At 54.8% G+C, this 24656-nt stretch carries 21 protein-coding genes; 10 read left to right on the forward strand and 11 right to left on the reverse strand.

The genetic code is table 11. From position 1 onward, the window contains the following. Positions 1-1074: 1074 nt before the first annotated feature. Both GC087_RS12650 and GC087_RS12655 read right to left on the reverse strand, forming a co-directional pair. Complete coding sequence (locus GC087_RS12650; RefSeq protein WP_324028465.1) at positions 1075-2619, reverse strand: methyl-accepting chemotaxis protein; 1545 nt, start codon at positions 2617-2619, stop codon at positions 1075-1077. Positions 2620-3204: 585 nt separating this feature from the next. Next, entirely contained in the window at positions 3205-4635 is a 1431-nt protein-coding gene (locus tag GC087_RS12655) for a purine-cytosine permease family protein (RefSeq protein ID WP_324030625.1), read from the reverse strand. A 285-nt stretch (positions 4636-4920) separates the two neighbouring features. On the opposite strand from GC087_RS12655, the gene GC087_RS12660 reads away from it, so the two are divergent. After that, positions 4921-6465, forward strand: a complete 1545-nt coding sequence (locus GC087_RS12660; protein WP_058701978.1) for a methyl-accepting chemotaxis protein — start codon at positions 4921-4923, stop codon at positions 6463-6465. A gap of 317 nt (positions 6466-6782) precedes the next feature. Here GC087_RS12660 and GC087_RS12665 read toward each other — a convergent pair whose 3' ends face one another. The 3 genes from GC087_RS12665 to GC087_RS12675 all read right to left on the reverse strand — a co-directional run bounded on the left by GC087_RS12665 (position 6783) and on the right by GC087_RS12675 (position 9837). After that, on the reverse strand, positions 6783-7850 hold the full coding sequence (locus tag GC087_RS12665; RefSeq protein WP_033741268.1) for a mechanosensitive ion channel family protein: 1068 nt from the start codon (positions 7848-7850) through the stop codon (positions 6783-6785). Positions 7851-8361: 511 nt separating this feature from the next. Continuing rightward, positions 8362-8985: a protein phosphatase CheZ gene (locus tag GC087_RS12670; RefSeq protein WP_033741267.1), complete on the reverse strand. Its 624-nt coding sequence runs from the start codon at positions 8983-8985 to the stop codon at positions 8362-8364. A gap of 177 nt (positions 8986-9162) precedes the next feature. Then, on the reverse strand, positions 9163-9837 hold the full coding sequence (locus GC087_RS12675; protein ID WP_241492903.1) for a hypothetical protein: 675 nt from the start codon (positions 9835-9837) through the stop codon (positions 9163-9165). A gap of 287 nt (positions 9838-10124) precedes the next feature. Between GC087_RS12675 and GC087_RS12680 the strand changes: the two genes are divergently transcribed. Continuing rightward, the gene (locus GC087_RS12680) at positions 10125-10256 is read left to right on the forward strand and encodes a hypothetical protein (RefSeq protein ID WP_263758101.1); all 132 of its coding nucleotides are present in this window, start codon (positions 10125-10127) and stop codon (positions 10254-10256) included. A 118-nt stretch (positions 10257-10374) separates the two neighbouring features. After that, entirely contained in the window at positions 10375-11061 is a 687-nt protein-coding gene (locus GC087_RS12685; protein WP_058701981.1) for an RluA family pseudouridine synthase, read from the forward strand. A gap of 76 nt (positions 11062-11137) precedes the next feature. Here the strand turns inward: GC087_RS12685 and GC087_RS12690 are convergent, their stop codons facing one another. Then, entirely contained in the window at positions 11138-11677 is a 540-nt protein-coding gene (locus tag GC087_RS12690; protein WP_324028466.1) for a DUF2058 domain-containing protein, read from the reverse strand. A gap of 223 nt (positions 11678-11900) precedes the next feature. Continuing rightward, on the reverse strand, positions 11901-12383 hold the full coding sequence (locus GC087_RS12695; RefSeq protein ID WP_033741260.1) for a cold-shock protein: 483 nt from the start codon (positions 12381-12383) through the stop codon (positions 11901-11903). A 267-nt stretch (positions 12384-12650) separates the two neighbouring features. Here GC087_RS12695 and GC087_RS12700 point away from each other — a divergent pair, with 267 nt between their 5' ends. The 5 genes from GC087_RS12700 to GC087_RS12720 all read left to right on the forward strand — a co-directional run bounded on the left by GC087_RS12700 (position 12651) and on the right by GC087_RS12720 (position 18428). After that, entirely contained in the window at positions 12651-13316 is a 666-nt protein-coding gene (locus tag GC087_RS12700) for a haloacid dehalogenase type II (protein WP_039340502.1), read from the forward strand. Positions 13317-13340: 24 nt separating this feature from the next. Continuing rightward, positions 13341-14390 carry a phosphotransferase gene (locus GC087_RS12705; RefSeq protein WP_324028467.1) on the forward strand — a complete coding sequence of 350 codons (1050 nt, stop codon included), beginning with the start codon at positions 13341-13343 and terminating at the stop codon, positions 14388-14390. A gap of 14 nt (positions 14391-14404) precedes the next feature. Beyond that, entirely contained in the window at positions 14405-15766 is a 1362-nt protein-coding gene (locus GC087_RS12710; RefSeq protein WP_054687794.1) for an aspartate aminotransferase family protein, read from the forward strand. Between the two features lie 15 nt (positions 15767-15781). Next, the gene (locus GC087_RS12715) at positions 15782-16285 is read left to right on the forward strand and encodes an Lrp/AsnC family transcriptional regulator (protein WP_033741252.1); all 504 of its coding nucleotides are present in this window, start codon (positions 15782-15784) and stop codon (positions 16283-16285) included. A 490-nt stretch (positions 16286-16775) separates the two neighbouring features. Beyond that, entirely contained in the window at positions 16776-18428 is a 1653-nt protein-coding gene (locus GC087_RS12720) for a methyl-accepting chemotaxis protein (protein WP_324028468.1), read from the forward strand. A 211-nt stretch (positions 18429-18639) separates the two neighbouring features. Here GC087_RS12720 and yjfF read toward each other — a convergent pair whose 3' ends face one another. Genes yjfF through ytfQ form a run of 4 tightly spaced genes read right to left on the reverse strand, consistent with a single transcriptional unit; the run spans position 18640 to position 23160 of the window. After that, entirely contained in the window at positions 18640-19623 is a 984-nt protein-coding gene (gene yjfF / locus GC087_RS12725) for a galactofuranose ABC transporter, permease protein YjfF (RefSeq protein WP_033741251.1), read from the reverse strand. Then, entirely contained in the window at positions 19620-20636 is a 1017-nt protein-coding gene (ytfT, locus tag GC087_RS12730) for a galactofuranose ABC transporter, ATP-binding protein YtfT (RefSeq protein ID WP_033741250.1), read from the reverse strand. Before ytfT ends, yjfF begins: the two co-directional genes overlap by 4 nt. Beyond that, positions 20629-22149, reverse strand: a complete 1521-nt coding sequence (locus tag GC087_RS12735) for a sugar ABC transporter ATP-binding protein (protein ID WP_324028469.1) — start codon at positions 22147-22149, stop codon at positions 20629-20631. The genes ytfT and GC087_RS12735 overlap by 8 nt, the downstream gene beginning before the upstream one ends. A 54-nt stretch (positions 22150-22203) precedes the next feature. Continuing rightward, complete coding sequence (gene ytfQ / locus GC087_RS12740; protein WP_033741249.1) at positions 22204-23160, reverse strand: galactofuranose ABC transporter, galactofuranose-binding protein YtfQ; 957 nt, start codon at positions 23158-23160, stop codon at positions 22204-22206. Between the two features lie 665 nt (positions 23161-23825). Here ytfQ and ydgT point away from each other — a divergent pair. Together ydgT and GC087_RS12750 are read left to right on the forward strand one after the other, a co-directional pair. Then, a complete protein-coding gene (gene ydgT, locus GC087_RS12745; protein ID WP_058701988.1) occupies positions 23826-24041 on the forward strand; it encodes a transcription modulator YdgT in 216 nt (71 codons plus the stop codon). A gap of 107 nt (positions 24042-24148) precedes the next feature. Beyond that, positions 24149-24592, forward strand: coding sequence for a DUF2569 domain-containing protein (locus tag GC087_RS12750; RefSeq protein WP_033741245.1), 444 nt, complete (start codon positions 24149-24151; stop codon positions 24590-24592). The last annotated feature ends 64 nt before the right edge of the window (positions 24593-24656 follow it).

Genomic DNA, 24656 nt, shown 5'->3' on the forward strand with positions numbered 1-24656 from the left:
TTTTTGCAACGCTGTTTTCTAAATATTTAATGCCGCGCATTTAAAACGTAATAACATCCCTTTTTCTGTGCCTGACGTTAAGCCTCCGCCTTTATCATTCACTTTTCCTGTTAAAAGGGAAAAACCATCAAGAAAATTAAAGCAGTATTTTAAATGACATATTTAAATATTTTTTCTTTACGCGGGAGTGCTGTTCTGTAAGGGGGGGAATCCTGCATCGCGTCCTCACATTGCAGAGCGGCATCCTGCTGCTTTCTGATGCGACAGCCAGCCTCACTACACGAAAACGCCATAAAAACACTTTTAAAACAAAAAATTATGGCAAAATCGCGTGGCGACACGTGCCATTAAACCGTTACCCTGTCGTTTTCAATACGGGAACATTTCACGTCATCAGCCACGCTGAATGCCTGTACAGTGATGAACCGGCAACGCATAAAACCCTATTTTTAATTTATCCTTAAGCGATAACTCATTACTTGTAGCCATAAAAAAAGCCCGGCATGCCGGGCTAACACCAATCAATAAACTGCCACCTTTAGGCCGACACTGTATTGCGCAGCGCATGAAGTGTAGTTGAGCGCCGCATTATTACTGTAGGGAATACCATAAGAGATGTAATCAGATGTTATTTTTTTCGCAAAACTCAATTAAGCGCCACACTATTTTAATAGCCTTATATCATTTTTCTCTTTTCTGCAATGCTGTGTCATTGCAGCCATATAAACGCTTTGCTGCTATCTGCTTTTTTAAACGGCATCGTGAACATGAGGTTATTTTTTTACGACGCAGGCGCGGGACATATTTACGTTAACAGAAAAGTGTCTCACAGGCGGCTTTCGCCATCAGCCGGTCAGCGCGCATCAGAAAGCCCTGACAGGGGCTGCGCCTCACCGGGCGTTGATTTTCGCAGCCAGGCGCATCCTGTTAGTCACCCGTGTCATGCTGATAATGACTCGCTGTCAGCTGAGACAGTGAGGATATCCCCCTCAACATTCATGACGTTGCATCAGATAACAGGGTTCATCCGGTTACTGCACCGCCCGCCCGGATAGCCCGGCGGGCGGTGATCTGTCAGACCTGAAATGCCTCCACCATGTTACGCAGCGCATGCGCTTGTTCTGACAACGAATGGGAGGCAGAGGATGACTCCTCGACCAGGGCTGCATTGTTCTGCGTTACGCCATCCATCTGGCTCACCGCGATGCTGACCTGCGAAATGCCTTGCATTTGCTCAGAGGAAGCCAGAGAAATATTATCCATAGCCTCAGCCAGCTCGTTCACCCTCCCCACAATGTTGACAATGCTCTGTCCGGTCGTAGACGCCACCGTGGTGCCGTTTTCTACCTGACCTACCGCCTCTTCAATCAGCAGTTTGATATCGCGCGCAGCCATAGCGCTGCGCTGCGCAAGCGTTCTGACTTCACCGGCCACTACCGCAAATCCCCGGCCCTCTTCGCCTGCGCGTGCCGCTTCAACCGCAGCATTGAGCGCCAGAATATTGGTCTGGAAAGCGATGCCTTCAATGACGGTCGTAATATCACGCACTTTCGTTGCGCTCATGGATATGTCCTGCATGGTATCGACCATCCGCTGCACATCCTCTTCGCCGCCTCGGGCAAGACGGGCGGTTTCGCGGGCAGATTCGGCGGTCTGCCGTGCGCCGCTGGTGTTGCTTTTCACCGTGGCCGTCAGCTGCTCCATGCTGGCGGCCGTTTCCTGTAAAGCTGCCGCCTGCTGTTCGGTGCGGGAAGAAAGCTCGGCATTCCCCCTGGAAATTTCATCGGCGGCTAACGCGACAGCGTTCGACGTATCCCGGATATTCGCGACCATGTTGCGCAGGTTGGCCTGCATGACATGAAGGGAAGCCAGCTGGCTGGTCGTGTCGTTGCGACGAAGTGTGACAGGTGACGTTAAATTTCCGGACGCAATCGATGCTGCCAGCGCCTGTGCCTGCGCCGGTTCGCCGCCCAGTTGGCGCATCAGCGTACGGATAATGATAACGCAGGCCATCACAGCAACAACCAGAGACAAAAAGACCATTATCGCCATCAGACTGGCCGTACGTGACGCTGACTCTCTGGCATCAGAAACCGTTTTTTGACTCACCTCCATCTGAATTTCAGAAAGCCGATCCAGTGCATCCAGCATTTTCCGCTGTACCGGCCGTACCGTTTTCAGCAGGTAATCAATTGTGGCCGCCTGGTCGCTTTGCATCGCCTTCTGGCCTGCCATGGTGATCAGGTTCAGCGCCTGGTCATCTTTAGCGAGCAGGTTCTCCAGGGCATTTTTCCCTTCCGCTGATACATTCTGCGACATGCTGCTCACCAGTTTTTCGCGTTTCGCCAGGTAGTTCGCTTTCTGGTTCTGCACCCGCTCCCACTCGGTTTGCTTCTCTTTTGCATCGCTCAGTAAGGCAATATTTCTTACCGCAACGGACATATCCCGGGCAGCACTGCGCATATCCTGGATCAGATTGTACCGATACATTTTATTGTTGACGGCATTATCCATGTCGTCCCGTGCCTGCCAGAGTGCGTGGAGCGCAATGCCTGTGCAGAGCACAAAAAGCAGGATGAGCAGACTGAAGCCTGCAGCGAGACGTGTGGCAATTTTCATGGTGTTTTCCCCGATAATGTTGCTACTGCTGTGTGTAGTCCGATTTTGCTGAATACATTTGCCGGAAAGATCTCTGCAAATGAAAATGTGTGTTTCCTTCACCTGTCAGTAACGGCTGACAGGGAAATCTATATAGATGACAAAATGGAATTTAGGTGGGACAGAGCGGACAGAAAGCAAAGCCAATACGGCAAAGTCGCGCATAGCGCGGCTGGGAGGGCGAAAACTTATTTTTCAGAATATTGTTAGTAAACATGTCACGATAAAACGCGGCGTATCAGACATCTCCCGACACAGGGGGATCATGCTGTTCGAATGCGATCTCCAGCTTCTGTGAACAGCAGTGTGTTACGTTGACGGCAACGCCCGAAGGCCAGACGTAACCTCATGAATTCTGTACGGGCGGAGGCGGTTCTGTGCCCGGTTTGCGATGAGCATCGACACGGTCAGGATGATTCATCGGGTCCCTTTCGGAAATGCCTGTGACGCGATGTTGTCCGTTGTTCAGACGGGGAAGATGCCGTAAAACGCTTTTCCATTCCCCCGTTAACCCGTCTTACCTGCCGCCAGAAAGCATGGCAACGGCTATTCTGCCGGGGAGACTGAATGGACGGGTGTGCCCCGGCGATCCCAGCGGCGGGCCATCCACCACAGCAGTGCCGTGATGCACCAGCCAATACACCACGACACATCGTTACCGGCAAACAGCCAGGTGAGTGAACCATGGTGAAGTGGATTGTCGATAAACGGCAGTTGTACCAGCACACCCAGAACATAAACGGTAATCCCCACCCTGTTCCAGCGGCCATAACGTCCGTCTGGCTGTGACAGCGCAGGAATATCCACTTTGCCCTGGGTGATCACATAAAAATCGATCAGGCTAATCGCGCTCCATGGCACGAAAAACGCCAGTAAAAACAGCAGAAAATGGGTGAACGTTTTCAGAAAAGCAGGTTCACTCAGCAATGCAATCACACAGGCCACACTGACCATCAGGACCACAAACAGAATGCGTGCACCCCGACCCATTGCGGATTGCTGGCGGAAACCCGAGACAATAGTGGTCAGTGCCATAAAACTGCCGTAAGCGTTCAGGGTGGTGAACGTGATTTTGCCGAAGCAGATAGCGAAATAGATCACCATCGCCATCGTGGGCGTACTGCCCAGGCTGACAATATAGCCAACCTCATTGCCCGCAAACGCCTTTCCGGCCAGCGCCGCGACAATCACACCCAGCGTCATGGACGCCTGCGTCCCCGTTACGGTGCCGAAAAACACTGACCAGAACAACGTTTTCGCGGAGACATTCGCAGGCAAATAGCGCGAATAGTCGGAGACATAAGGGCAAAATGCGATCTGCCATGAGGAGGAGAGCGACACCGCCAACAGGAAATGAGCCAGCGTGAAGTGCTGATTCTGCCAGACAGGCGTTAAGTCATGCGTTACCACCAATGTGATAAACAGATAAGCAAAAGCCAGTACACCAACAAGGCTGGCCAGTTTGCCAAGCTGATGGATCACCCGGTAACCCAGCACCGCAATGACGATGATTAGCGCGCTAAACAGGATCATGCCCGTCGCATTGCTGACATGCACCAGCTTAGCCAGCGCCTGGCCGGCCAGCACGGTACCGCTGGCCGAAAAACCGACGTACATCATGCATACCAGCAGCAGCGGAATGACTGCCCCATAGACGCCGAACTGCATGCGGCTGGTGATCATTTGCGGTAAACCCAGGCGCGGCCCCTGAACCGCATGTAATGACATGATACCTGCGCCCAGGATCTGTCCGACCAGTAATCCCACCAGTGACCAGACCACATCGCCCCCCAACACCACCGCCAGCGCACCCGTAACTACCGCGGTGATTTGCAGATTTCCGCCAAACCACAGTGTGAACTGGCTAAAAGGATGACCATGTCGCTCCCGCAGTGGGATGTAATCAATGGAACGGCTTTCAGAGAGGCGCGGTTTCTCAACGCCTGAATAACCTGCTGCAGATGTTTCGGCTGGCATCATTTCCTCACTGGGCAGTGTATGGGGTGCGTTGCTGTTTACGTCCGGCGGACGCCAACGCAGGGTGACAGTACATGTATAGACAAGCAAGGATAGTGTCATGCTCACGCTGAAGTGACAAGGCCATGCGTCATTGGAAAATGTGATGAGGTCCGTTCGGCAAAATGTGCGCACGAAAAAGCAAAACTGCTTATTTCTGATACGATTTAAACGTAGCCGTAAAAGTAATGTCTTTTTTGCTACGAACGTAAACACAGCAAAATTAACCTACATAATGAGACAATAATGAAAATATCCACACGCCTTATTGCAGGTTTTGGCCTGCTTATTCTTTTGTTCATCCTGTGCACCGGGATTGCCCAACAGGCCCTGCATCATGCCCGTGAAGGCATGGACGATACCGTCAACATCAAGATGAAAAAGTACCAGTTAGCGCAATCCATGTACGGTGAAGTCAGAGATATGGGCATTGCCGTCAGGAATATCGCGCTGCTCAGCGACACCGAGGCGATGCAGCCTGAAGTCACGCGGATTCAGAAACAGAAAGCGCTCTTTATTGCTAACCGTCAGGCGCTCGGCGCTATCCTGGCAACCGATTCTACGCCGGCGGGTCGCGAGGCTTTCAAAAGAATTACCGACAGCGAAGGACCAACATTTGCCGCCCTGGATCAGGCAACCAGGCTCGGGCTGGCCAATCTTGATAAAGAAACCACGGACTATCTGTTAAAGGACGTGCGCCCTGTTCAGACTAAATTACTGAATGCTCTGCGCGATATGACAGAGATTCAGGAGAAAAACAGCCAGGCTGCTGTGCAACAAAACAGCCATTCTACTGCCCGCGCCTCGCTGATTCTGATGCTACTGGCCACCGCTTCCGTGATTGTCGCGGTCGGTGCCTGTGCGGTCACTATCAGCGTGCTGATGCGCCAGCTGGGCGGTGAACCGGCACAGGCGCAGGCGCTGGCTGCCTCCATCGCAGCCGGTGATCTGACCGCCACCGTGTCACTGCGCCGCAAGGACACCACCAGCCTGCTGGCCTCCCTTGACGTCATGCAAGCCAGGCTACGTGCACTGGTTTCCCAGATTAAAGAGGCTTCGGCCTCCGTTGCGCTGGCTGCCGATGAAATCGCGCAGGGCAATACCGAGCTGTCCTCACGTACCGAACAGCAGGCGGCGGCTTTGCAGGAAACGGCCGCCAGCATGGAGCAGCTGACGGCCACGGTGAAAAGCAATACGGCCGGTGCACAGCAGACGGCGGATTCGGCACGTGAAACCGCACAGCTTGCCCGCACAGGCGAATCTGACGTGCAGCGCATGACGCACACCATGCATGACATTTCGGTCAGCGCCACTAAAGTGCGCGACATCACCGCCGTGATCGAAAGCATTGCCTTTCAGACCAATATCCTGGCCCTGAACGCGGCTGTTGAGGCGGCCCGTGCCGGCGAGGAAGGACGCGGTTTCGCCGTGGTCGCGGGCGAAGTGCGCACGCTGGCCCAGCGCAGCGCTACGGCAGCACGTGACATTAAAACGCTGATAGAACAGGCCGTTGAACAGGTGGAAAGCGGCGTGACGGTTGCCTCCTCAACCGGGCAGAGCATCCTGAAAATCGTTGGAATGGTCGGCGAACTGGCTGACGCCATGGATAATATCTCTCTGGCCTCCTCCGAGCAGATGCAGGGCATTTCGCAGGTCAGTATCGCGGTGAGCCAGATGGATGGCGTGACGCAGAACAATGCCGCACTGGTTGAAGAATCGTCTTCGGCGTCACGCTCACTGTCGGAACAGGCGCATGCGCTGCGCGGCATGGTCGCGGCATTCCAGGTGTAAAAAAGGCGGCAACCGCCGCCAGAGAGCAATAAATTCGGCACAAACCACCAGGGACAGGCGGGCGTCGTCATGACAAAGCCTGTCCCTGGCGGACTGTCGACAGCGGCAGTTATCTTGCTCAATCACGCTGTCCGCCAGGAACGCCACCGCCCCGCACGCAGCGGTGCCTCTGACCGTCCCTGAGACCGGCGTGTCAATGCAGTCCAGACGTCGCGCCCGCCTGTGGCTTAACGCCACACTTTCCTTGCCCCACGCCCGTTTGCCCCACACGGGTGAGCCAGCCTCCTGCCTCAATACAGACGTGAGAACCCTTGGCGTCAGCGCGAGTCCGTCTCAGTCAGCGTTGCCCTGACATGCGGCAGGCTCTGCGGGTAGTTCTGCTGAATAAATTCGATCATTTTTTCCCGCACGTAGCAGCGCAAATCCCAGGCGGTGGGCGAATTTTGTGCCGTCATTAATAATCTGATTGTCATGGTTTTTTCAGAGGTGTCGGTGACCTGAAGCACCTGGGTTTGCTGATCCCAGAGTTTGGTTTCACTGAGCACTTTCTCGAAATGCTGACGCAGCGGCTCAAGCGGCAGGGAGTAATCCACATACAGAAACACCGAGCCCAGGATTTGCGCGTTGTTGCGCGTCCAGTTCTGGAAGGCGTTTTCCGTGAAATAGGTAATCGGCAGCACCAGCCGACGGAGATCCCAGATACGCACGACCACATACGTCAGATTGATCTCCTCTATCCAGCCCCACTCTTTTTCCACCACAACAGCGTCATCAATTTTGATCGGCTGGGTAAAGGCAATCTGAATACCGGCAAACAGGTTAACCAGCGACTTTTGCAGCGCAAAACCGATGATGATGCCTGCGACGCCCGCACCGGCCAGGATGGTCGTGCCGAATTTACGCACGCCGGGAAAGCTGAGCAAGATCATCGACAGACTCAGCGAGACCAGGATCACGATGGCCACTTTTTTCACATAAATTAACTGCGTGCGAATCTTACGGGCACGCAGATTGTTCGACAGATTGATATCGTAGCGAATGAAAAGCATATCCTGCGCCACATTGGTCAACCGAATCAAAATGGAACAAATCGATAAAATGATAAAGATATTGGCGGTGGAGGTTATAAACGCCACGGTTTCAGGACGCAGATCGATGTAGTTAATGCCGATATTGATCAACACCAAGGGGATAAACAGAAACAGCGAACCGCGCAGGTGCTTTTCCAGTGATTTGAACAGTTTTCGGTCCCGGTTCTGCCAGAAGCGGATGAACCTGAGAAAAATAAACCGGGCCAGAAAGCCCACGATAAATGAAAGCGTGACGAGCAATACAGCAGGTATCCATGTTGGCGCACCCGATAACTCCCCAATAAGTAATGGCATCATTTCCCCTTATAGTCCGTCAGCAACCTGAGTTGTCGGATAAGTCACTAAAATCAGTAACCGTTGTGTTCCCGGTTATCTACGAATGAAGTCATTGCGCACATTAGTTTATGAAATTTTTTAACAATTGACTGACCTGTCGGTAAAAAAGCCCTGCCAGCATGCATATGGCCCGAGACAGCCGAATGCAATTAACTGTTATTTATAGCATTTTTATTCTTTCGCGAAGCAGCGGATCGCCGTTCTGTGTGGGGATGTTTATGTCAGCGCAAGCCCTGACAGCCGACGGCCAGGCAGGCATACGCGACTGCCGCCGTTGACAGTACCGCGCCAGGATGCGCGGTGCGGCTGGCAAAACGGGATAAGAAAACTGTCCCGCTGTGCCGTCGGTGTTGCGGAAAAGGCGCCGGTGGGCGGTATCGCTGAGAGGTCGCCCCCCTGCCTGACGAATGGCGCAGGCAACCCTTTAGTATGCCGGAAGAGATGGGTCTTAAAGAGAGCGAGTCCAGCCTTAGAGTCCCAGGCTGGCGAGCAAATCGTCCACGTCATCCTGCGAGGCTGACGGGCTCTCTGATGGCTGTGCAGCAGCCGGTGGACTGGCCACTTTGGCCACAGGCTGTGCGGGCACGTTATCCCTCAGCACCTGAACCAGGTGGACTTCCAGCTCGTTCAGCATTTTCGTCATGCGCTGGATAATCTGGCCCGTCAGGTCCTGGAAACCCTGAGCCATCATCACCGCCTGAAGTTGCTGACGGGTGAAACCGGTTAACTGCGGCACTGTGCCAAGCCATGTGCGCGTTTCTTCCGCCAGCGCCCGTGCCGCGCCCTCGTTTTCCGGTGTGATAGCCGTGCTGTTCCAGCGCGCCAGCAGACTTTCCGCCGTATCCTGTAGCGTTGTCTGCGCAGGCTGTGTCAGCTCCACGCAGCCCAGTACCTCACTGGCCGCATTTTCGGTCATGGTCACCACATAGCCCAGACGCGCGCGGGCATCCGGGATCCCGCCCGCGACCTCGGACAGGGTTTGATCGTAGCCCAGTTCACGTAGGCTGTTACGTAAATTACGCAGCATAAAACCTGCACGAATGATCAGTGTGCGCGTATCATCCGCAGATAAAGACAGTTTAAGTTCAGACATCGAAACGCCCTCCGTTCAGAGTTGTGATTAGATTATCGGCAGGCGCGGCCTGAAAATTAATTGCTGTGGTCATTATCTTTATGGCGCAGCGGATAAAGGACGTTGGGAGGCGGATTTACAGCGGAGACTGAGGCGCTTGTTGCACGGCCTGCCGGTTAAAACAGGCCGTACTGCTCACTATTTTTTCAGTAAGCGTGGCAGTTGATTATCCAGCTCCAGCAGGCAGGCATCCATCATCTTTTGCGTCACCTGCGTGACTTTGGCGTAATGGTTGGCCGTCCAGTCATTCAGCGGTGCGGTGACATGCGCGGGTTCACATTCCGCAACCACATAGGGACTCAGGATCGTGCCGCCTTCCGGACGTTTATAAAACAGGACCCGATACGTTAAATCGTAGTTACTGTTGCCGGACGACATATCGGTGTACACCAGCGACCATTTTGAGGCAGCAATGAACAAGGGTTGTGTGTAAGCATAACCCCCGCCATTTTTATTCAGCCATTGCTGGATTTTGACGTCGGCTTTGGGCGTGAAATACGCGGCGGTGGGTTCCGGCATGCTGTCAATATCACTGCCCTTGTAGTTATTCTTATCAAATGAACCCGTGCTGATGCCGCTCCCCAGCACGGCACTCAGTACCGCTATTCCCATTCCTGTCCCGGCTCGGGCCGGCGTGACCTGGCGCAGTTTAACATCCGCGTAGGTATTATTATTCATATCGGTAGGTGCGAAAATCGTGTTGACGGTTAGTGAACTGCCGTTCTCCGCCTTGATCAAATGCGTATTTTTATTCTCCGCACATCCCGTCAGAAAGAGTAAAGCCAGCGTGCCCGTAACGAAAATTTTGTTCATCATGAATGCCATTCCCTTTATTCAGTCGCCCTAAATCGTTATTTTTTATGCAGTTATAATGATCACACTGCATTTATCTATAACGGGTATTCATGAAAAACCTTTAGGTATTTTTTATTAACCTTTTTTGACGCCCCGTAACCGGCTGTGTCGCTGCCAGCGCCAGGGAAAGACGGAAAGATAATGCAGCCTGTTGTGGCGCGGGCCCGGTTATCTGGCAGGATGCGCCTGGTCTGTCGCGCCCTGTCGTGATGTCTGTTCCCGCCTGCAACAAGGCGGTGAACAGCGTGTCACGCCCGGAGCTTACTGGCGCGGTGCCCGCAACCGTGCTGATCTGGTCAGATCCCCGCAGTGAACTGATGACGTTCGGCCTGCCGGTAAGCACGCCAGCGATCACCGCGCTGGCTATTAGCCGTTAGCCGCTGTGACCGGCATTAACTAACGCAGCGTGCGCGGGCTTGTCCTGCGCCTGGCGTGATTCGCCTACGGGCGGAAAATGGGTTACTATCCGCGCCCGCTTCCCTTTGAGGCTGCCTGATGTCTGCCCTGTTCGACGATTTTATTGCGCCGCCCTGCCATGAGGCGATCGCGATCCTCTATGAGGACGCGCACCTGCTGCTGATTAACAAACCCAGCGGGCTGCTGAGCCTGTCCGGCAGGCACCCGAAAAATCAGGACTCGGTCCATTTCCGGCTGGCAGCGCGCTTTCCCGGTTGTACCCTGGTTCACCGGCTGGATTTCGGCACCTCCGGGCTGATGGTCATTGCCCGTAATAAGGCGATCAATGCCGCCCTGTGCGCGCAGTTCAGTCAGCGAAGCGTCAGCAAAGTTTATACCGCGCTACTTTGCGGCCACGTTGAACATGATGAGGGAAGAGTGGATGCGCCGATTGCGAAGCAGTTTCCGTTGATGGCGATTTGCGCACGCACCGGCAAACCAGCGCGCTCGCGCTATCAGGTGTTGGCGCGTTTTACGTATGTCCCAGATGACGGGCCGTCTCTGCCGGTCACGCGAGTGCAATTACGTCCTGAAACCGGCCGCACTCACCAGCTGCGTATTCACTGTCAGCACCTGGGGCACCCTATTTTAGGCTGTGAGTGGTATGGCGGTCTGCCGCCGCACAGCGCACGACCACCCAGACTGATGCTGCATGCCAGCGAGCTGCATTTTACCCATCCTGTCAGCGGAGACGCGATTCAGGCTCGTCATGACAGTCCGTTTTAGGGGGAAAACGCCACGCGGTTATTCTGCGCCCCCGCGACCAGGCGGAGGCGCTCTGAAGCGGCTGATGTCGCGTGGATTACCACATCAAATCGTCTGGCACTTTGAAATCGGCATAAGGATCGTCCTCTTCCTGCGCGTCCTGACTGAGTGCGCTGTTTAAGACAATGCTGTCGGGAGCGCGCTGCGCGATCTTATCCGCGACGCTGGCCGGAATAATCGCGTAGTGCGGCTCGTCGCTGTTTTCTGCCATCAGACGGGCAATGGCCAGGCGACCGTTAATCAGTTGGGTCTGCACAGGTTTATCGACCATGATTTTTTTAATCAGGTTGTTATCCGTGAAGTTAAAACCGATCTCACCTTTTGCCACGACGATTCTGTTCATTTCAATTAACTGCTTCACCTGCGCTTTATACTCTTTCGCCAGCACCGCTTGTTTACGCTTTTCGCTGAGCTGCCTGTCCCGCTCGATCTGCGCTTTTTTGTTTTCTTCTACGGCTTCTCGCGCTTCGCGCGCCTGCACGCGTGATTTTTTCGCGGTTCTCTGGACCTTGTCCATTTTTTTACTGGTTACCAGTCCCGCTTTTAATAACTGCTCCTGAAGAGTGAGTTTTGTCATTGTCGTCTCTGCATCGGTGAAATTAGGGTGTAGAAGTGAGCCTGAAGCGTTACCGCCCCGCCTTTTTGCGTCGGCAGACAGGCGGAAAGCGCGAGGTCAGGTGCGGATCTGCGGCGCGTGGCAGGCGGCGCGTCGTCATAACGGCGCTGCTGGCGGCGCATGACATCGCTCCGTGGGCATCGCCTTGTCGGCCAGGCCGTCGTCCCAGCGGCGTTATCAGGCATCAGACTTTGAGCATTTTGACGGTAGCGTCAATATCAATCTCATCTTCCGTGAAGATTAAGGTTGCGCCCTGAAAGGTCGTGATCGCCAGTTTTTTCAGGGTGCGCATCGCTTTCGTCTTTTGCGCTGATTTGGGTCGGATATTATTCATCAGTATTCCCACCGACAGCACCGTGTTTTCTTTATCAATCCCTGCATCTGCCGGAACGTCTTCACTGAAAACAACGTAAGATTTAATCGCGGTAAGTTTGATGCGCTCACCCGCAATATAAATGTATTTACTCTCCGGCAGGACTTTCACCGCAAACGCTGACAGCCCTTTATTATTCGTCGTAGGTTCGAACGTGACCGAGGCATCTTTTTTAATCAGGTCAGGATTGGCAACTTTGATGACATGAAAATAACGGTTATCGCCGTTTTCATCTTTAATAAAACCAAAGCCTTTATCCTGAAACCAGGTAGTAATTGTACCGTTCATCGCCATTGTCGCCTGTTTAATCGTTTATCACCTTAATTTTTGCAGCGCGCAGTGTAAAACACAATGCACGTACGCACTACGTTTTTGGGCATCATTACGTCCGATCCCGCCGTTTCAGCCTGCCCCGTCAGTGAGGATCTTCCCCACCACCCGGGCCGATGCCGTAAAGCGGCCGCAATTGAGCAAAAACCCCTTCTTTGTCGCGGTAATAAGAAATTATGTGTTTGCGTCGCGCGATATACTTCTTTCATCCACATGAAAGAGGTTAAGCAAATGATTTTCAGGCCAAAATTTATCAGCTTTGATTGCTATGGCACGCTAATCAATTTCGAAATGGGCCCGACGGCAAAGGGCATTTATGCCGATCGGGTCAGCGAAGCGCACATGGCGACTTTCCTGGCGCATTTTCGTTTCTACCGGCTTGATGAGGTGCTGGGTGCCTGGAAACCATTTTACCAGGTGATTGAAAATGCGCTTCAGCGCGCCTGTCATGCCCATGGCGTCGTCTATCAGGAAAGCGATGCGCAGACGCTTTATGCTGCCGTGGCCAGCTGGCAACCTCATCCGCATGTGGTTGAGACGCTGACGACGATAGCACAGCATATCCCGTTAGTGATTTTATCCAATTCCATGATCGACCTGATCCCGCACAGCGTTACCCGTCTCGGCGCGCCCTTTCATGCGGTGTACACCGCCGAAGAAGCCCAGGCCTACAAGCCGCGTGCCCGGATCTTTGAGTATATGTTCGACCAACTGGGCTGCGGCCCCGAACAGATGATGCACTGCTCATCCAGTTTTCGTTATGACCTGATGACAGCGTGCGATCTGGGCTTTATGGCCAGGGCGTTTATCGATCGCGGTCATGAGCCGGCCATTGACGGTTACGGTGTGAACCGCCTGACCGACTTCCGCCAGCTTCCCGGCCTGCTGGGCCTGTAATCTCTTCAACGGCAGGGAAACATCATGTCTGAAACTGAGACACATCAGGCTGTCGCCCTGAATACCGCCGCGCCTGCGCTGTCGTTATCTGCCGTACAGGCGTTAGTGGCAGAGCGGTACGGTATGACGGATACCATTGTGCAGCCACTGGCAAGCGAACGCGACCAGAACTGCTGCATTGAAACCCCGACCGGTACGCGTTTTGTCCTGAAAATCAGTAATCCCGCCGAAGCGAAGGCGATTGTCGATTTCCAGATCGCCGCGCTTGAGCATATCGCCGAGGTGGCACCGGATCTGCCCATACCGCGCGTCGTGCGCACATCAGCGGGCAAGAAGTGTGACGTTGTCACGTTACCAGCAGGGAGCACCACGCTGGTTCGTATGCTGAGCTGGCTGGAGGGCGCTCAGGTCAGGGATACCCAACCTACCCCCGCACAGCGTCGGGCCATGGCGTGCTGTCTGGGCCGGCTGGATTTGGCGTTACAGGATTTTTTACATCCGGCCGCCCGCCACGATCTGCTGTGGAATGTTTCCGCCGCGCATCGCCTGATGGACAAACTGGAGGCAGTCATCGATCCGGCACGGCGTCGCCTCGCAGAAAAATTTATGATGCGCTTCACCACCCAGGTATTGCCGCGTCTTGGCTCGCTGCGGGCGCAGGTGATCCATAACGATTATCACCTGTATAACGTGCTGGTTGCGCCAGACGCACAGGCTCGTCTCACCGGCATCATTGACTTTGGCGACATGATCTATGCACCGCTGGTAGGCGAAGTGGCCACTGCCGCGGCCTTTCAGATGACCGGCTGTGACGATCCCTTCGCAGGGGCTGCACAGTTCGTCGGTGCCTACCACAAAACCCTGCCGCTCACCGATCTGGAACAGGCTATTGTCACCGACCTGATGGCGACGCGTCATCTGATTACTGTCCTGATTACCGAATGGCGCGCGGCCCGCTATCCACATAACCGCGCTTACATCATGCGTCACAATCCTGCCGCCTGGGAGGCGCTGTCGATGCTGGCAGACCTGTCCCGCGACACGGCACGTGATCGCCTGCTGGCCGAACTCTGATACGGGAGACTTCCATGAAAAGCACCACCGACCTGAATATGGTTAATGCCTATATCCCCGGGCAGGCCGATGTTGACCCGGTGACCGCGGCGATGATTGACCGCCGCGATGCGTTGCTGGGCCCGGCCTATCGCCTGATGTATGAACATCCTCTGCACATCGTGCGCGGTGAGGGTGCCTGGCTGTTCGATCCCGAAGGGCGCCGCTATCTGGATGTGTATAACAACGTGACCTCGCTGGGGCACTGCCATCCGGCGGTGACGGACGCCATCTGCAATCAGGTCAAAACGCTGGCCACCAACACGCGCTATTTGCATGACACGATTCTGACCCTGGCTGAGCGCCTGCTGGCGACGGTACCTGAAACCCACCTGGCTCACCTGATGCTGACCTGCACGGGCAGTGAAGCCAACGATCTGGCCTTTCGTATTGCCAAAATCCGGACCGGTGGCACCGGAATTATTGTGACCGAAACCGCTTATCATGGCATTACGGACGCCGTCTCACAGTTCTCACCCTCGCTGGGCAAAAGCGTCGATCTGGGGCCGCATGTTCGGCTGGTCCCTGCCCCGCGCGCCTATCACGCCGACGGTGTCGATCTGAGCGAACGTTTTACCCAGGATGTGGAAATGGCCATTGCCGATCTGCAACGTCACGGCATTCAGCCTGCCGCGTTGATCGTGGATTCACTCTTTACCAGCGACGGGATCCTGCCCGGACCGACCGGCTTCCTGCACGGCGCGGTGAACGCCATCCGGCAGGCTGGCGGCCTGTTTATCGCCGATGAAGTCCAGCCCGGCTTTGGCCGCACGGGCGAAAACATGTGGGGTTTTCAACGTCACGGACTCAGACCGGATATCGTGACGCTGGGCAAACCCATGGGCAACGGTCAGCCTGTTGCCGGTTTACTGGCCACAGCCGACGTGCTGGCGGAGTTTGGGCAGCGCTCCCGCTACTTCAATACCTTTGCCGGTAATACTGTTTCCTGCGCGGCGGCCCTGGCGGTGCTGGATACCATTGAGCGAGAGGGACTGATTGCGCATGCGCGTGAAACCGGGAACAGGCTGCTGGAAGGCATTCGCGGCCTGAGCCACCGGCACGAAGCCATCGGCGATGTCCGGGGAGCGGGCCTGTTTGTCGGCGTGGAACTGGTTTCTGATCGGCAGAGCCGCGCAGCCGACCGCTGGCTGACCAGTCAGGTGGTGAACCGGATGCGGCAAAAAGGCGTATTGTTGAGTGCCTGCGCCATGGGCCATAACGTATTGAAGATCCGTCCTCCTCTGGTGTTGACGGCCGAACAGGCGGAAATAATAATCGACGTACTCGACCAGGCGTTGACGGACGCCACCGCAGCACGCATGGGCCATTCAACCTGAGAGAATACGCCATCTATGTCACATGCCAGGCTCCCTGACCGCACCGATATCCGGATACTTGAGCATCTGCAACGCGAGGGACGCTGTTCGATTGTCGAACTGGCTGAGGCAATAAACCTCAGCCCCAGTCCCTGTCTGGCGCGAACCCGCCGTCTGGAGCAGAGCGGCATTATTGCCGGTTATGCCGCCCGGATTTCACTGAATAAACTGGGCTGCAATCTGGTGGTGTTCTCCGAGATCACCCTGGCGAGTCATTACCCTGCCGATTTCCTGCGGTTTGAAACCGGCGCCCGTCAGTATCGGGAGATTGTCGAGTGCTACAACATCAGCGGCGGCTACGATTATCTGTTGAAAATCATCGCCCCCAACCTTTACCGGTTTCAGGATTTAATGGCGCGGCTGCTGGACGACGAAATCGGCATTGCCAAATTCGCCAGCCGCGTGGTGCTCAGGCACCCCTGGCCGTGGCGGGAAGAACCGTTGAGCGAAATTGCCAACGGAAACTGCAGCTGGGAATAGGCAAGTAACGGGCCTGTGCACGGGGACGGGCGTTACCTGAGACATCAACCGTTGAACCGCCTTTCCGTCTGTTTCGTTGCGGTGTGGGTCCGCGCCCTGTCCGGCCGCTTTGCGCCCACTACCGCTGCTGTCTGGCGGCCATATCGACACAGACACGTTTTTTCCTCACCCGACGGGTTACGCCCTTTCTGAACCTAGCAGTTTACGCCTGTCACGGCTTTTAGCGGTCTCGTTCTGACGATGCGCCGCACGAGGCCATAAGACAACCACTCAGCCGTGCTTTATTTAACAAATTATTTACTTGAGTAAATGTTACTCAAAGTGAATATTTCACCTAAAGCCTTTGTCGCATAATGCCGATACCACGACTGGCGATAGTTAACCTTACAAAATTTTATACCGATCACCTTCCGACTTTTACGTAAAACATCTTCGCATCAGCTCGCCCATCGGGCTCGTTCATGCCGGGGCCTGACACTATGGAATGCATATGAACAACATCAGAATTGGAATACGGCTTGGGGCCGCCTTCGGCTTTATGGCGCTGCTGGTTATTTTTATGGTCCTGATCGGCGTGATAAAAATTAACTCACTCGGCAACGCCAATGATCAGATCTCGGGCGCGCTCTACAGCAAATCCTCCTCGTCTGCTGCGTTGCGCTATTACACCTCTGATATGAGCCGTCTGGCACGAAATGCCATTCTTCTTAAAGACATGACGAAAAGAGAGAAAGCCATAAGTGATTACCGTGGGGAACGTCATGAAGTGGATACGCTGATCGCGCAGATGGGCAAACAGGTCAGCACGTCTCAGGGCAAAGCGATTTTTGACCAACTGAACGCCCGCTCAGCCCTGTTCCTGCCTTTTATCGATGAGGTTGTCGCGCTGGCTCAGCAGGGAAAAAGTGATGAGGCGACGCAACTGCTTTTTGGCCCCCGTTACCAGACGCAGGGTGACTTCATGGCGTCGCTGAAAGAGATGCAGACGTTTCAGGAAGCGCGCATGAAATACGCGGCCGACAAATCGGGGGAAGATCGCGCCGATGCGCTGATGATACTCATTATTGCCGGGATTGTTGCGTTGCTGTTGGCCGCCATATCCGCCGCGATTATCACCCGCAGTATTACACGTCCACTGAAAGAAGCGGTTGAGGCCGCCTATCGCGTGTCCCACGGCGATCTGAGTGGTGTCGTCGTAACCACGGGTAAAGATGAAACGGGCAAACTGTTGTCCGCCATCCGCGAAATGCAGGATTCGCTAATCAATACGGTCAGCCTGGTCAGGAAAAACGCGGAGAGTGTTGCCTCGGCCAGCACACAGATTGCTCAGGGTAATGCAGAGCTTTCACAACGAACCGAAGAACAGGCCAGCTCGCTGGAACAGACCGCCGCAACGATGACGCAGTTGGGTATGACGGTCAAAAATAACGTCGACAATGCCCGTCAGGCGGGGCAACTGGCAGTCAGTGTGCGGGAAGTGGCCAATAAAGGCAGTGACGCGACAGAGGCGATCACCGGCACCATGAAATCCATCAGCGACAGCTCCGGCCGTATCGCTGAAATCACCGCCGTTATCGACGGGATCGCTTTCCAGACCAATATCCTTGCGCTTAACGCCGCGGTGGAAGCCGCCCGTGCAGGCGAGCACGGCAAAGGCTTTGCGGTCGTCGCCAGTGAAGTGCGATCGCTGGCACAGCGCAGCGCCACCGCAGCCGGTGAAATTCGCCAGCTGATCGCGGCAAACGCCCAAAGCGTAGGCCAGGGAAATGAACTGGTCGTTCACGCGTCTGAAACCATGTCAGGCATTCTGTCTGCTGTGGGCAAACTGACAGATACGGTAGAAGAGATTACCACTGCCAGTGCCGAACAGGCGCGTGGCATTGAGCAAGTGGGCACCGCCGTGACGGAAATGGACAGCACCACACAGCAGAATGCGTCACTGGTGGAAGAATCCGCGTCTGCCGCATCCAGTCTGAAAGAACAGGCCGACATGCTGTTACAGGCCGTTTCCGTGTTCAGCCTGGGTTCTCCGGCGACCACGGTGGCGACGGCCGGTGTCGCGCCCACGGTCATGTCTTCACGCCAGACGAAGGCGGTTACCACGAAGGCGGACAATGCCGACGACGGCTGGACGAGCTTTTAATAACCTTACCGCGTCGAGTACCGGCGCGGCGGTTTCAAAGACAGAGCCCGGCGGCCGTGCGGGCTTATTCCCCCTGCGCCCGAGTCCTCATCGTTGATGCTCGCGCCTGAGATGACGATAAGGTTGCCGCAGGTTCGTCGCGTCCGTCTTCCCTGCCCGACACCGACAAAAGCGGCGCCGCAGCGCCGCTTTCTCATGCACCTGCCTGACGTCAACTCAGCCGCTTCACCGGTGCATTCTGCTGCCTGTCCCACATTACGGTGAGTAACCGTTGCAGGGCGATAAAGGCAAACAGCAGGATGCCAATGGCGATTTTGGTCCACCAGGAACTGAGCGTGCCGTCGAAGTTAATCCAGGTCTGAATCAGCCCCTGAATCAGGACGCCAAATAACGTGCCGAGAAGCGTACCCACACCACCGGACAGCAGGGTTCCCCCGATGACGACAGAGGCGATGGCATCCAGCTCAACGCCCAGCCCGGCCAGCGCATAACCCGCAGAGGTGTAGATGGAAAACACAATACCCGCCAGCGAGGCTAACGTGGTCGACAACATATAGATTTTGATGGTCGTGGCGCGGGTTGAAACGCCCATCAGCTGCGCGGAAGTCATATTGCCCCCGATGGCGTACACCTGATTACCGAACCGGGTGCGGTGCGCCAGAATCATCCCGCCTACAACCACCAGCAACATGATCAACGCCAACAAACTGAGCCGCCCGCCGCCCGGCACTTTCCAGGCCAGGCCGGAAAGCGTGGCGTACAGCGGATGATCAATCGGAATGGAGTTTTCGGAGACCAGATAGCTGCATCCACGCAGGAAAAACATGCCCGCCAGCGTAATAATAAACGCAGGGATTTTGAGTGCGTCGATTAGCCAGCCCATCATCGCACCAAACAGCGCCCCCATGCAGAGGACCAGGGCAAAGGCCACCAGCGGATTAAGGTGATAATCGCCGATGACTTTGGCCAGGAAGACGCCAGAAAACGCGATGACGGCTCCCACAGACAGATCGATGCCGCCCGACAGAATCACAAAGGTCATGCCCACCGCGATAATGCCCAGAAACGCGTTATCCGTCAGAATATTACAGATGACCCGCGTCGAGGCAAAACCGGGAAACTGGCTCAGGCAAAACAGATAGCCGAGTACAAACACCAGCAGCGTAATCATTAAAGGCAGATGACGTTTAATCATGATGCACGTCTCCGTTTAAACATCGCAATAAAGCGCGGGGATTGCAGCAGCAGTACACACATCACCACCACCGCCTTCACCACCTGATTAAGTTCCGGCGGAAAGCCCGACAGTAAAATACCGGTATTCATCGCCTGAATAATCAGTGCCCCTATCAGCGACAGCAGAATGTTAAATCGCCCGCCCATCAGCGAGGCACCGCCAATCACCACCGCCAGAATGGCGTCCAGCTCCAGCCACAGCCCCGCGTTGTTCGCATCGGCCCCGCGAATATCGGCCGCCACAATCAGCCCCGCCACCGCTGCGCAGATTCCGCTGATGGCATAGGTGGACATCACGACCAGCCAGCCATTCACGCCCGCATTACGCGCAGCGCGCAGGTTGATCCCGACGGCTTCGATAAACAACCCAAGGGCCGTTTTACGCACCAGCAGCCAGACCAGCAGCGCGACCGCAATCGTGATCCAGACCGGCACCGGCAACAGCCAGAGTGCGCCGTTGCCGAACCAGCCCAGGCTGTCGTTGTTAAACGTCACGATCTGTCCCTGCGTAATTAACTGGGCGATGCCGCGCCCGGCCACCATCAAAATCAGGGTCGCCACAAATGGCTGTATGCGTAACAACGCAACCAGAATGCCGTTCCACAGCCCGCAGGCCAGCCCGCTGGCCACCGTGACCAGAATAATAAACGGCACGCTGTGGCCCGCCACGGTCAGCGTGGCCGCCGTCGCGCCGGCAATCGCCATAACGGCGCCGACCGATAAATCGATCCCGCCTGTGGCAATCACTAAGGTCATGCCGACGGCCAGTAAGGCTACCGGCGCAGCCCGGTTGAGGATATCAATCGGGCTGCCAAACAGCCGGCCATCCTGTAAATGGATGGCGAAGAAATTCGTGGCAACCAGGCTGTCGACCAACAGCACCAGCAACAGCGCGATAAGTTGCGGCATGCCTGGCGGCAGCCTGAACGTGCGACGTGTCGCCCGGGTCGGGGTAACCGGTGATTCAAGCATGCTGCGTACCTCCATCAGCAATGGCGTTAACGATTGCCGCCACAGAAAGCGCCTCGAGGGGGATTTCTGCTACCTGTTTCAGATCGCGCATAATGATGACGCGATCGGCATAGCCCACCAGTTCTTCCAGCTCCGAGGAAATGACCAGTAGCGCCAGCCCATCGGCACATAACGATTCAATTAAGCGGATAATTTCGGCATGTGCGCCCACGTCAATGCCGCGCGTGGGTTCATCCAGAATCAGGAACTGCGGTTTTGTCACCAGCCAGCGAGACAACAGCACCTTTTGCTGGTTTCCGCCCGACAACAGCTCGACGGGCTGCTCCGCGTGCGGTGTGCGAATGCCCAGACTTTTAATAAAACGCTCGGCAATCGCCTGCTGCTCGCGTTTCTTGATCGGGCGCAGCCAGCCGCGCTGCGCCTGTAACGCCAGAATGATGTTCTCGCGGACAGAAGCCGCCCCGATAATTCCGTCCGTTTTTCGGTCTTCCGGACAAAAGCCCATCCCCAGACGGGAAGCCTGCGCGGGGGTACGGATCGGTTCAACCCTGCCCTTGATTTTTGCCGTGCCGCGATCGGCGCGGCGAATGCCAAACAGCACCTCTGCGGTTTCGGTCCGCCCCGAGCCCAGCAAGCCTGCCAGCCCGACCACTTCACCCGGCCGGACCTGAAGCGTGAAGGGTTCGATCGTGCCCTTCTTACCATAATCTTCGAATGACACGACCGGCTGGTTGCTCTTCAGCGTACTGCCCTGACGCTGCAGCGCGGTCGCCATCAGTTCCCGGCCAATCATCAGTTTGACCAGCTCAATTTGCGGCAGCGTAGCGGTGTCGTGCGTGGCAATAAATTTGCCGTTGCGCAGAACGGTAATGCGATCGGTAATGCGGTAAACCTGGTCCAGAAAATGGGTGACGAAGATCAGGCTCATCCCGCGATGTTTTAACTCTGTCATCAGGGTGAACAGCATTTCCACTTCGCTGGCATCCAGACTGGCGGTGGGTTCATCGAGGATTAATACCTGGGCGGAGAGATCCACCGCCCGGCAGATCGCAATAATCTGCTGCATCGCGACGGAGTAATGACCAAGCGGCCGCGTGACATCCAGTGCAAAACCGTATTTGCGCATCAGGGCATCCGCCTCGCGCACCATGCGCTTACGATCAATCATGCCGAACCGACGCGGCTCGCGCCCAATGTACAGATTATCGGCCACCGACATATTCGGCAGCATATTCACTTCCTGGTAGACCGTGCCGATACCGATTTTCTGTGCTTCAGCAGTACTACGCGGCGAAATGGCCTGACCGTTTAACGTAACCGTGCCGCTGTCGCGGGTGTACACGCCGGTCAGCACTTTGATCAGGGTTGATTTGCCTGCGCCGTTCTCACCTAACAGCGCCATGATTTCGCCTTTGCGCAGGCTGAAAGAGACATCGTCCAGCGCTTTCACGCCGGGAAAACCTTTACTGACGCCGTTGATGGCTAAAAGAGGTGATTCATTGTGTGTCGTCATGCTGTCAACTCCGCCCTACATCAAAGAAGACCGCCCCGAAGGGCGGCCTGCGGCTTAGTAACCCATGTTCTTTTTCTTGTCTAACTCGGCCTGCGCGTCAGCAGGTAAAAAGAGTTTTGATTCGGTTCTGATAATTTTGGGTGGCAGGGTGCCGTCTTTTTTGAATTTTTCCAGCGCGTCAAAGGCCGGGCCGGCCATATCTGGCGTCAGCTCGACGTTAGCGTTGGCTTCCCCGGCCAGCATCGCTTTGTAGATGTCCGGCACACCATCGATCGATCCGGTCAGAATATCTTTGCCCGGTTTCAGACCGGCTTCTTTGATCGCCTGAATGGCCCCGATGGCCATATCGTCGTTATGGGCATAAACCATGCAAATATTTTTGCCGTTGTTCTCGGCCTTGATGAAACTTTCCATGACTTCTTTCCCTTTACTGCGGGTAAAGTCGCCAGACTGAGAGCGAATCACTTTAATATTCGGGTGGCCACTGATCGCTTCAGCAAAGCCTTTTTTACGATCGATGGCGACGCTCGCGCCGACCGTGCCTTGCAGCTCTACGACATTACATTTTTTATCGCCGACGGTTTTTACCAGCCAGTCACCAATCAGCTTGCCTTCCAGAACGTTATCGGCGGTGACAACGGCCTGATACAGCGAGTTATCTTTTACGACGATGGCGCGGTCCAGCAGGTATACCGGGATTTTGGCATCTTTGGCTTCTTCTAATACCGGCTCCCAGCCCGTCTGCACAACAGGCGCAATAAAGATGGCGTCCACGCCCTGCGCGATAAAGGAGCGCACGGCTTTAATCTGATTCTCTTGTTTCTGTTGACCATCGGCGATCTTTAAATTAATGCCGCGTTTTTTGGCTTCGCTTTTTGCGACATTGGTTTCAGCCGAACGCCAGCCGGATTCTGAGCCTACCTGTGAGAATCCCACTGTCATTTCCGCCGCTAACACTGAGCCACTTAATGCGGCGCTGACCATTGTCGTCAGGAGTAAACGTTTCCACATAGTTTTTCTTCCTCTGAAGGGCGTTTGCTGTACAGGGTAAAGTGCCTGTGTAGCCTGACGTAAAAAAGGGCAGATTAGGGCGACACGCCTCACAAAACTGAGCGATTTAAAGGGGTTACGTTGATTGACGGAATGCTCTCAGCGCGGGCTTATGGACAAAACGCCTGTGTCTTTTTTCAACTTACGTTAAATAAATGTAATAAACAGAATCGCTTAAGTGTGACACTGCTGAAAACGATTACAGCCAGGCGTACAGAATGAGCCATCCCGTTTTCAGCCCCGGGAAAAGTCTGTTTTGTGATTTCCAGCACACACAGAAATCCCCTGTCTCCGGCATGAAACGATTCCGCTGACCGCACTGGCCTGAGGTTTATCCTGGTTATGTTGTTATCCGGCCCTGAATCGCAGTTATACACAATCGATTCGTACATAAAAGCAGATAAAAAGTGACTTGTGACTCAGAAATGATTCTTTTAGGTTGGGTCTGGATGCACCGCTTTACAGCGACAGGATTATGGCGACTATTCAAAACCTGATAAAATTCACCTTTAGCGAGCTATGCCCCACGTTTGTCTGATTTTTGCTTTTTTTCATCCGCGGAACTGGACAGCGTTAAGCGGCTCCCTATACTTGGCCTTCTTTCTTATTGATTCGTTATGACAAAAATGACTGCGCACGATTACCTGTTAAAATTTCGCAAAGTGAATAACCTTGAAAGTCTTGAAAAACTGTATGACCATCTGAATTATTCGCTGTCGGACGACAAAGACATTATCAATATGTACCGGGCAGCCGACCATCGTCGTGCTGAACTCGCATCGGGTGGCCGCTTGTTCGACCTGGGCTGCATACCAAAGTCAGTCTGGCGCTACGTGGTGTAATCCCGCGCATCTCCCCTGTTCCCGCCCTCCTGTTTTCACTGTTGGTTTGCGTCTGTCTTAACATGCTATTCTGACCCGCTGACGACGTTGAAACAGGATGAACCGCAATGACGACCCCGATGACAGCCCCACGTATTGGCGGCTGGCTTTTACTGCCACTGGCATGGTTGCTGATGACGCTGCTGACCACCGCGCTGGTGATGGCCATGTATCTGACGCCACTGTTTGATGCGCAATGGCGCGAAACCTTGTTTAACCACCGTTCGCTGGTGACGGGCTATTGGGCCATTTCATTATTGACCGCCACCGCATTGTGGGCTTACAGCATGTGGGTTGTGTGGATGTTCTTTAAACGTTCGCACCGTCTGCCGCGTCACTATATCGTGTGGTTGCTGATCACCGTTTTGCTGGCGCTGAAAACCTTTGCCTTTACGCCGGTGTCTGATGCACGCGCGTTGCAGACTTTGCTACTCTCACTGGCCGCCGCCGCCGTTTTTGTTCCCTATTTCAAACGTTCCGCGCGGGTAAAAGCGACATTTACTCAGCGATAACGCTGCTGTTTTCGTCAAGAGTTTAATTCTGAGTGCGGTTGGCGGCTGACAATAATGCGATGGA

Source organism: Pantoea sp. JZ2 (assembly GCF_035191405.1).
In the GTDB taxonomy this organism is placed as follows: domain Bacteria; phylum Pseudomonadota; class Gammaproteobacteria; order Enterobacterales; family Enterobacteriaceae; genus Pantoea; species Pantoea stewartii.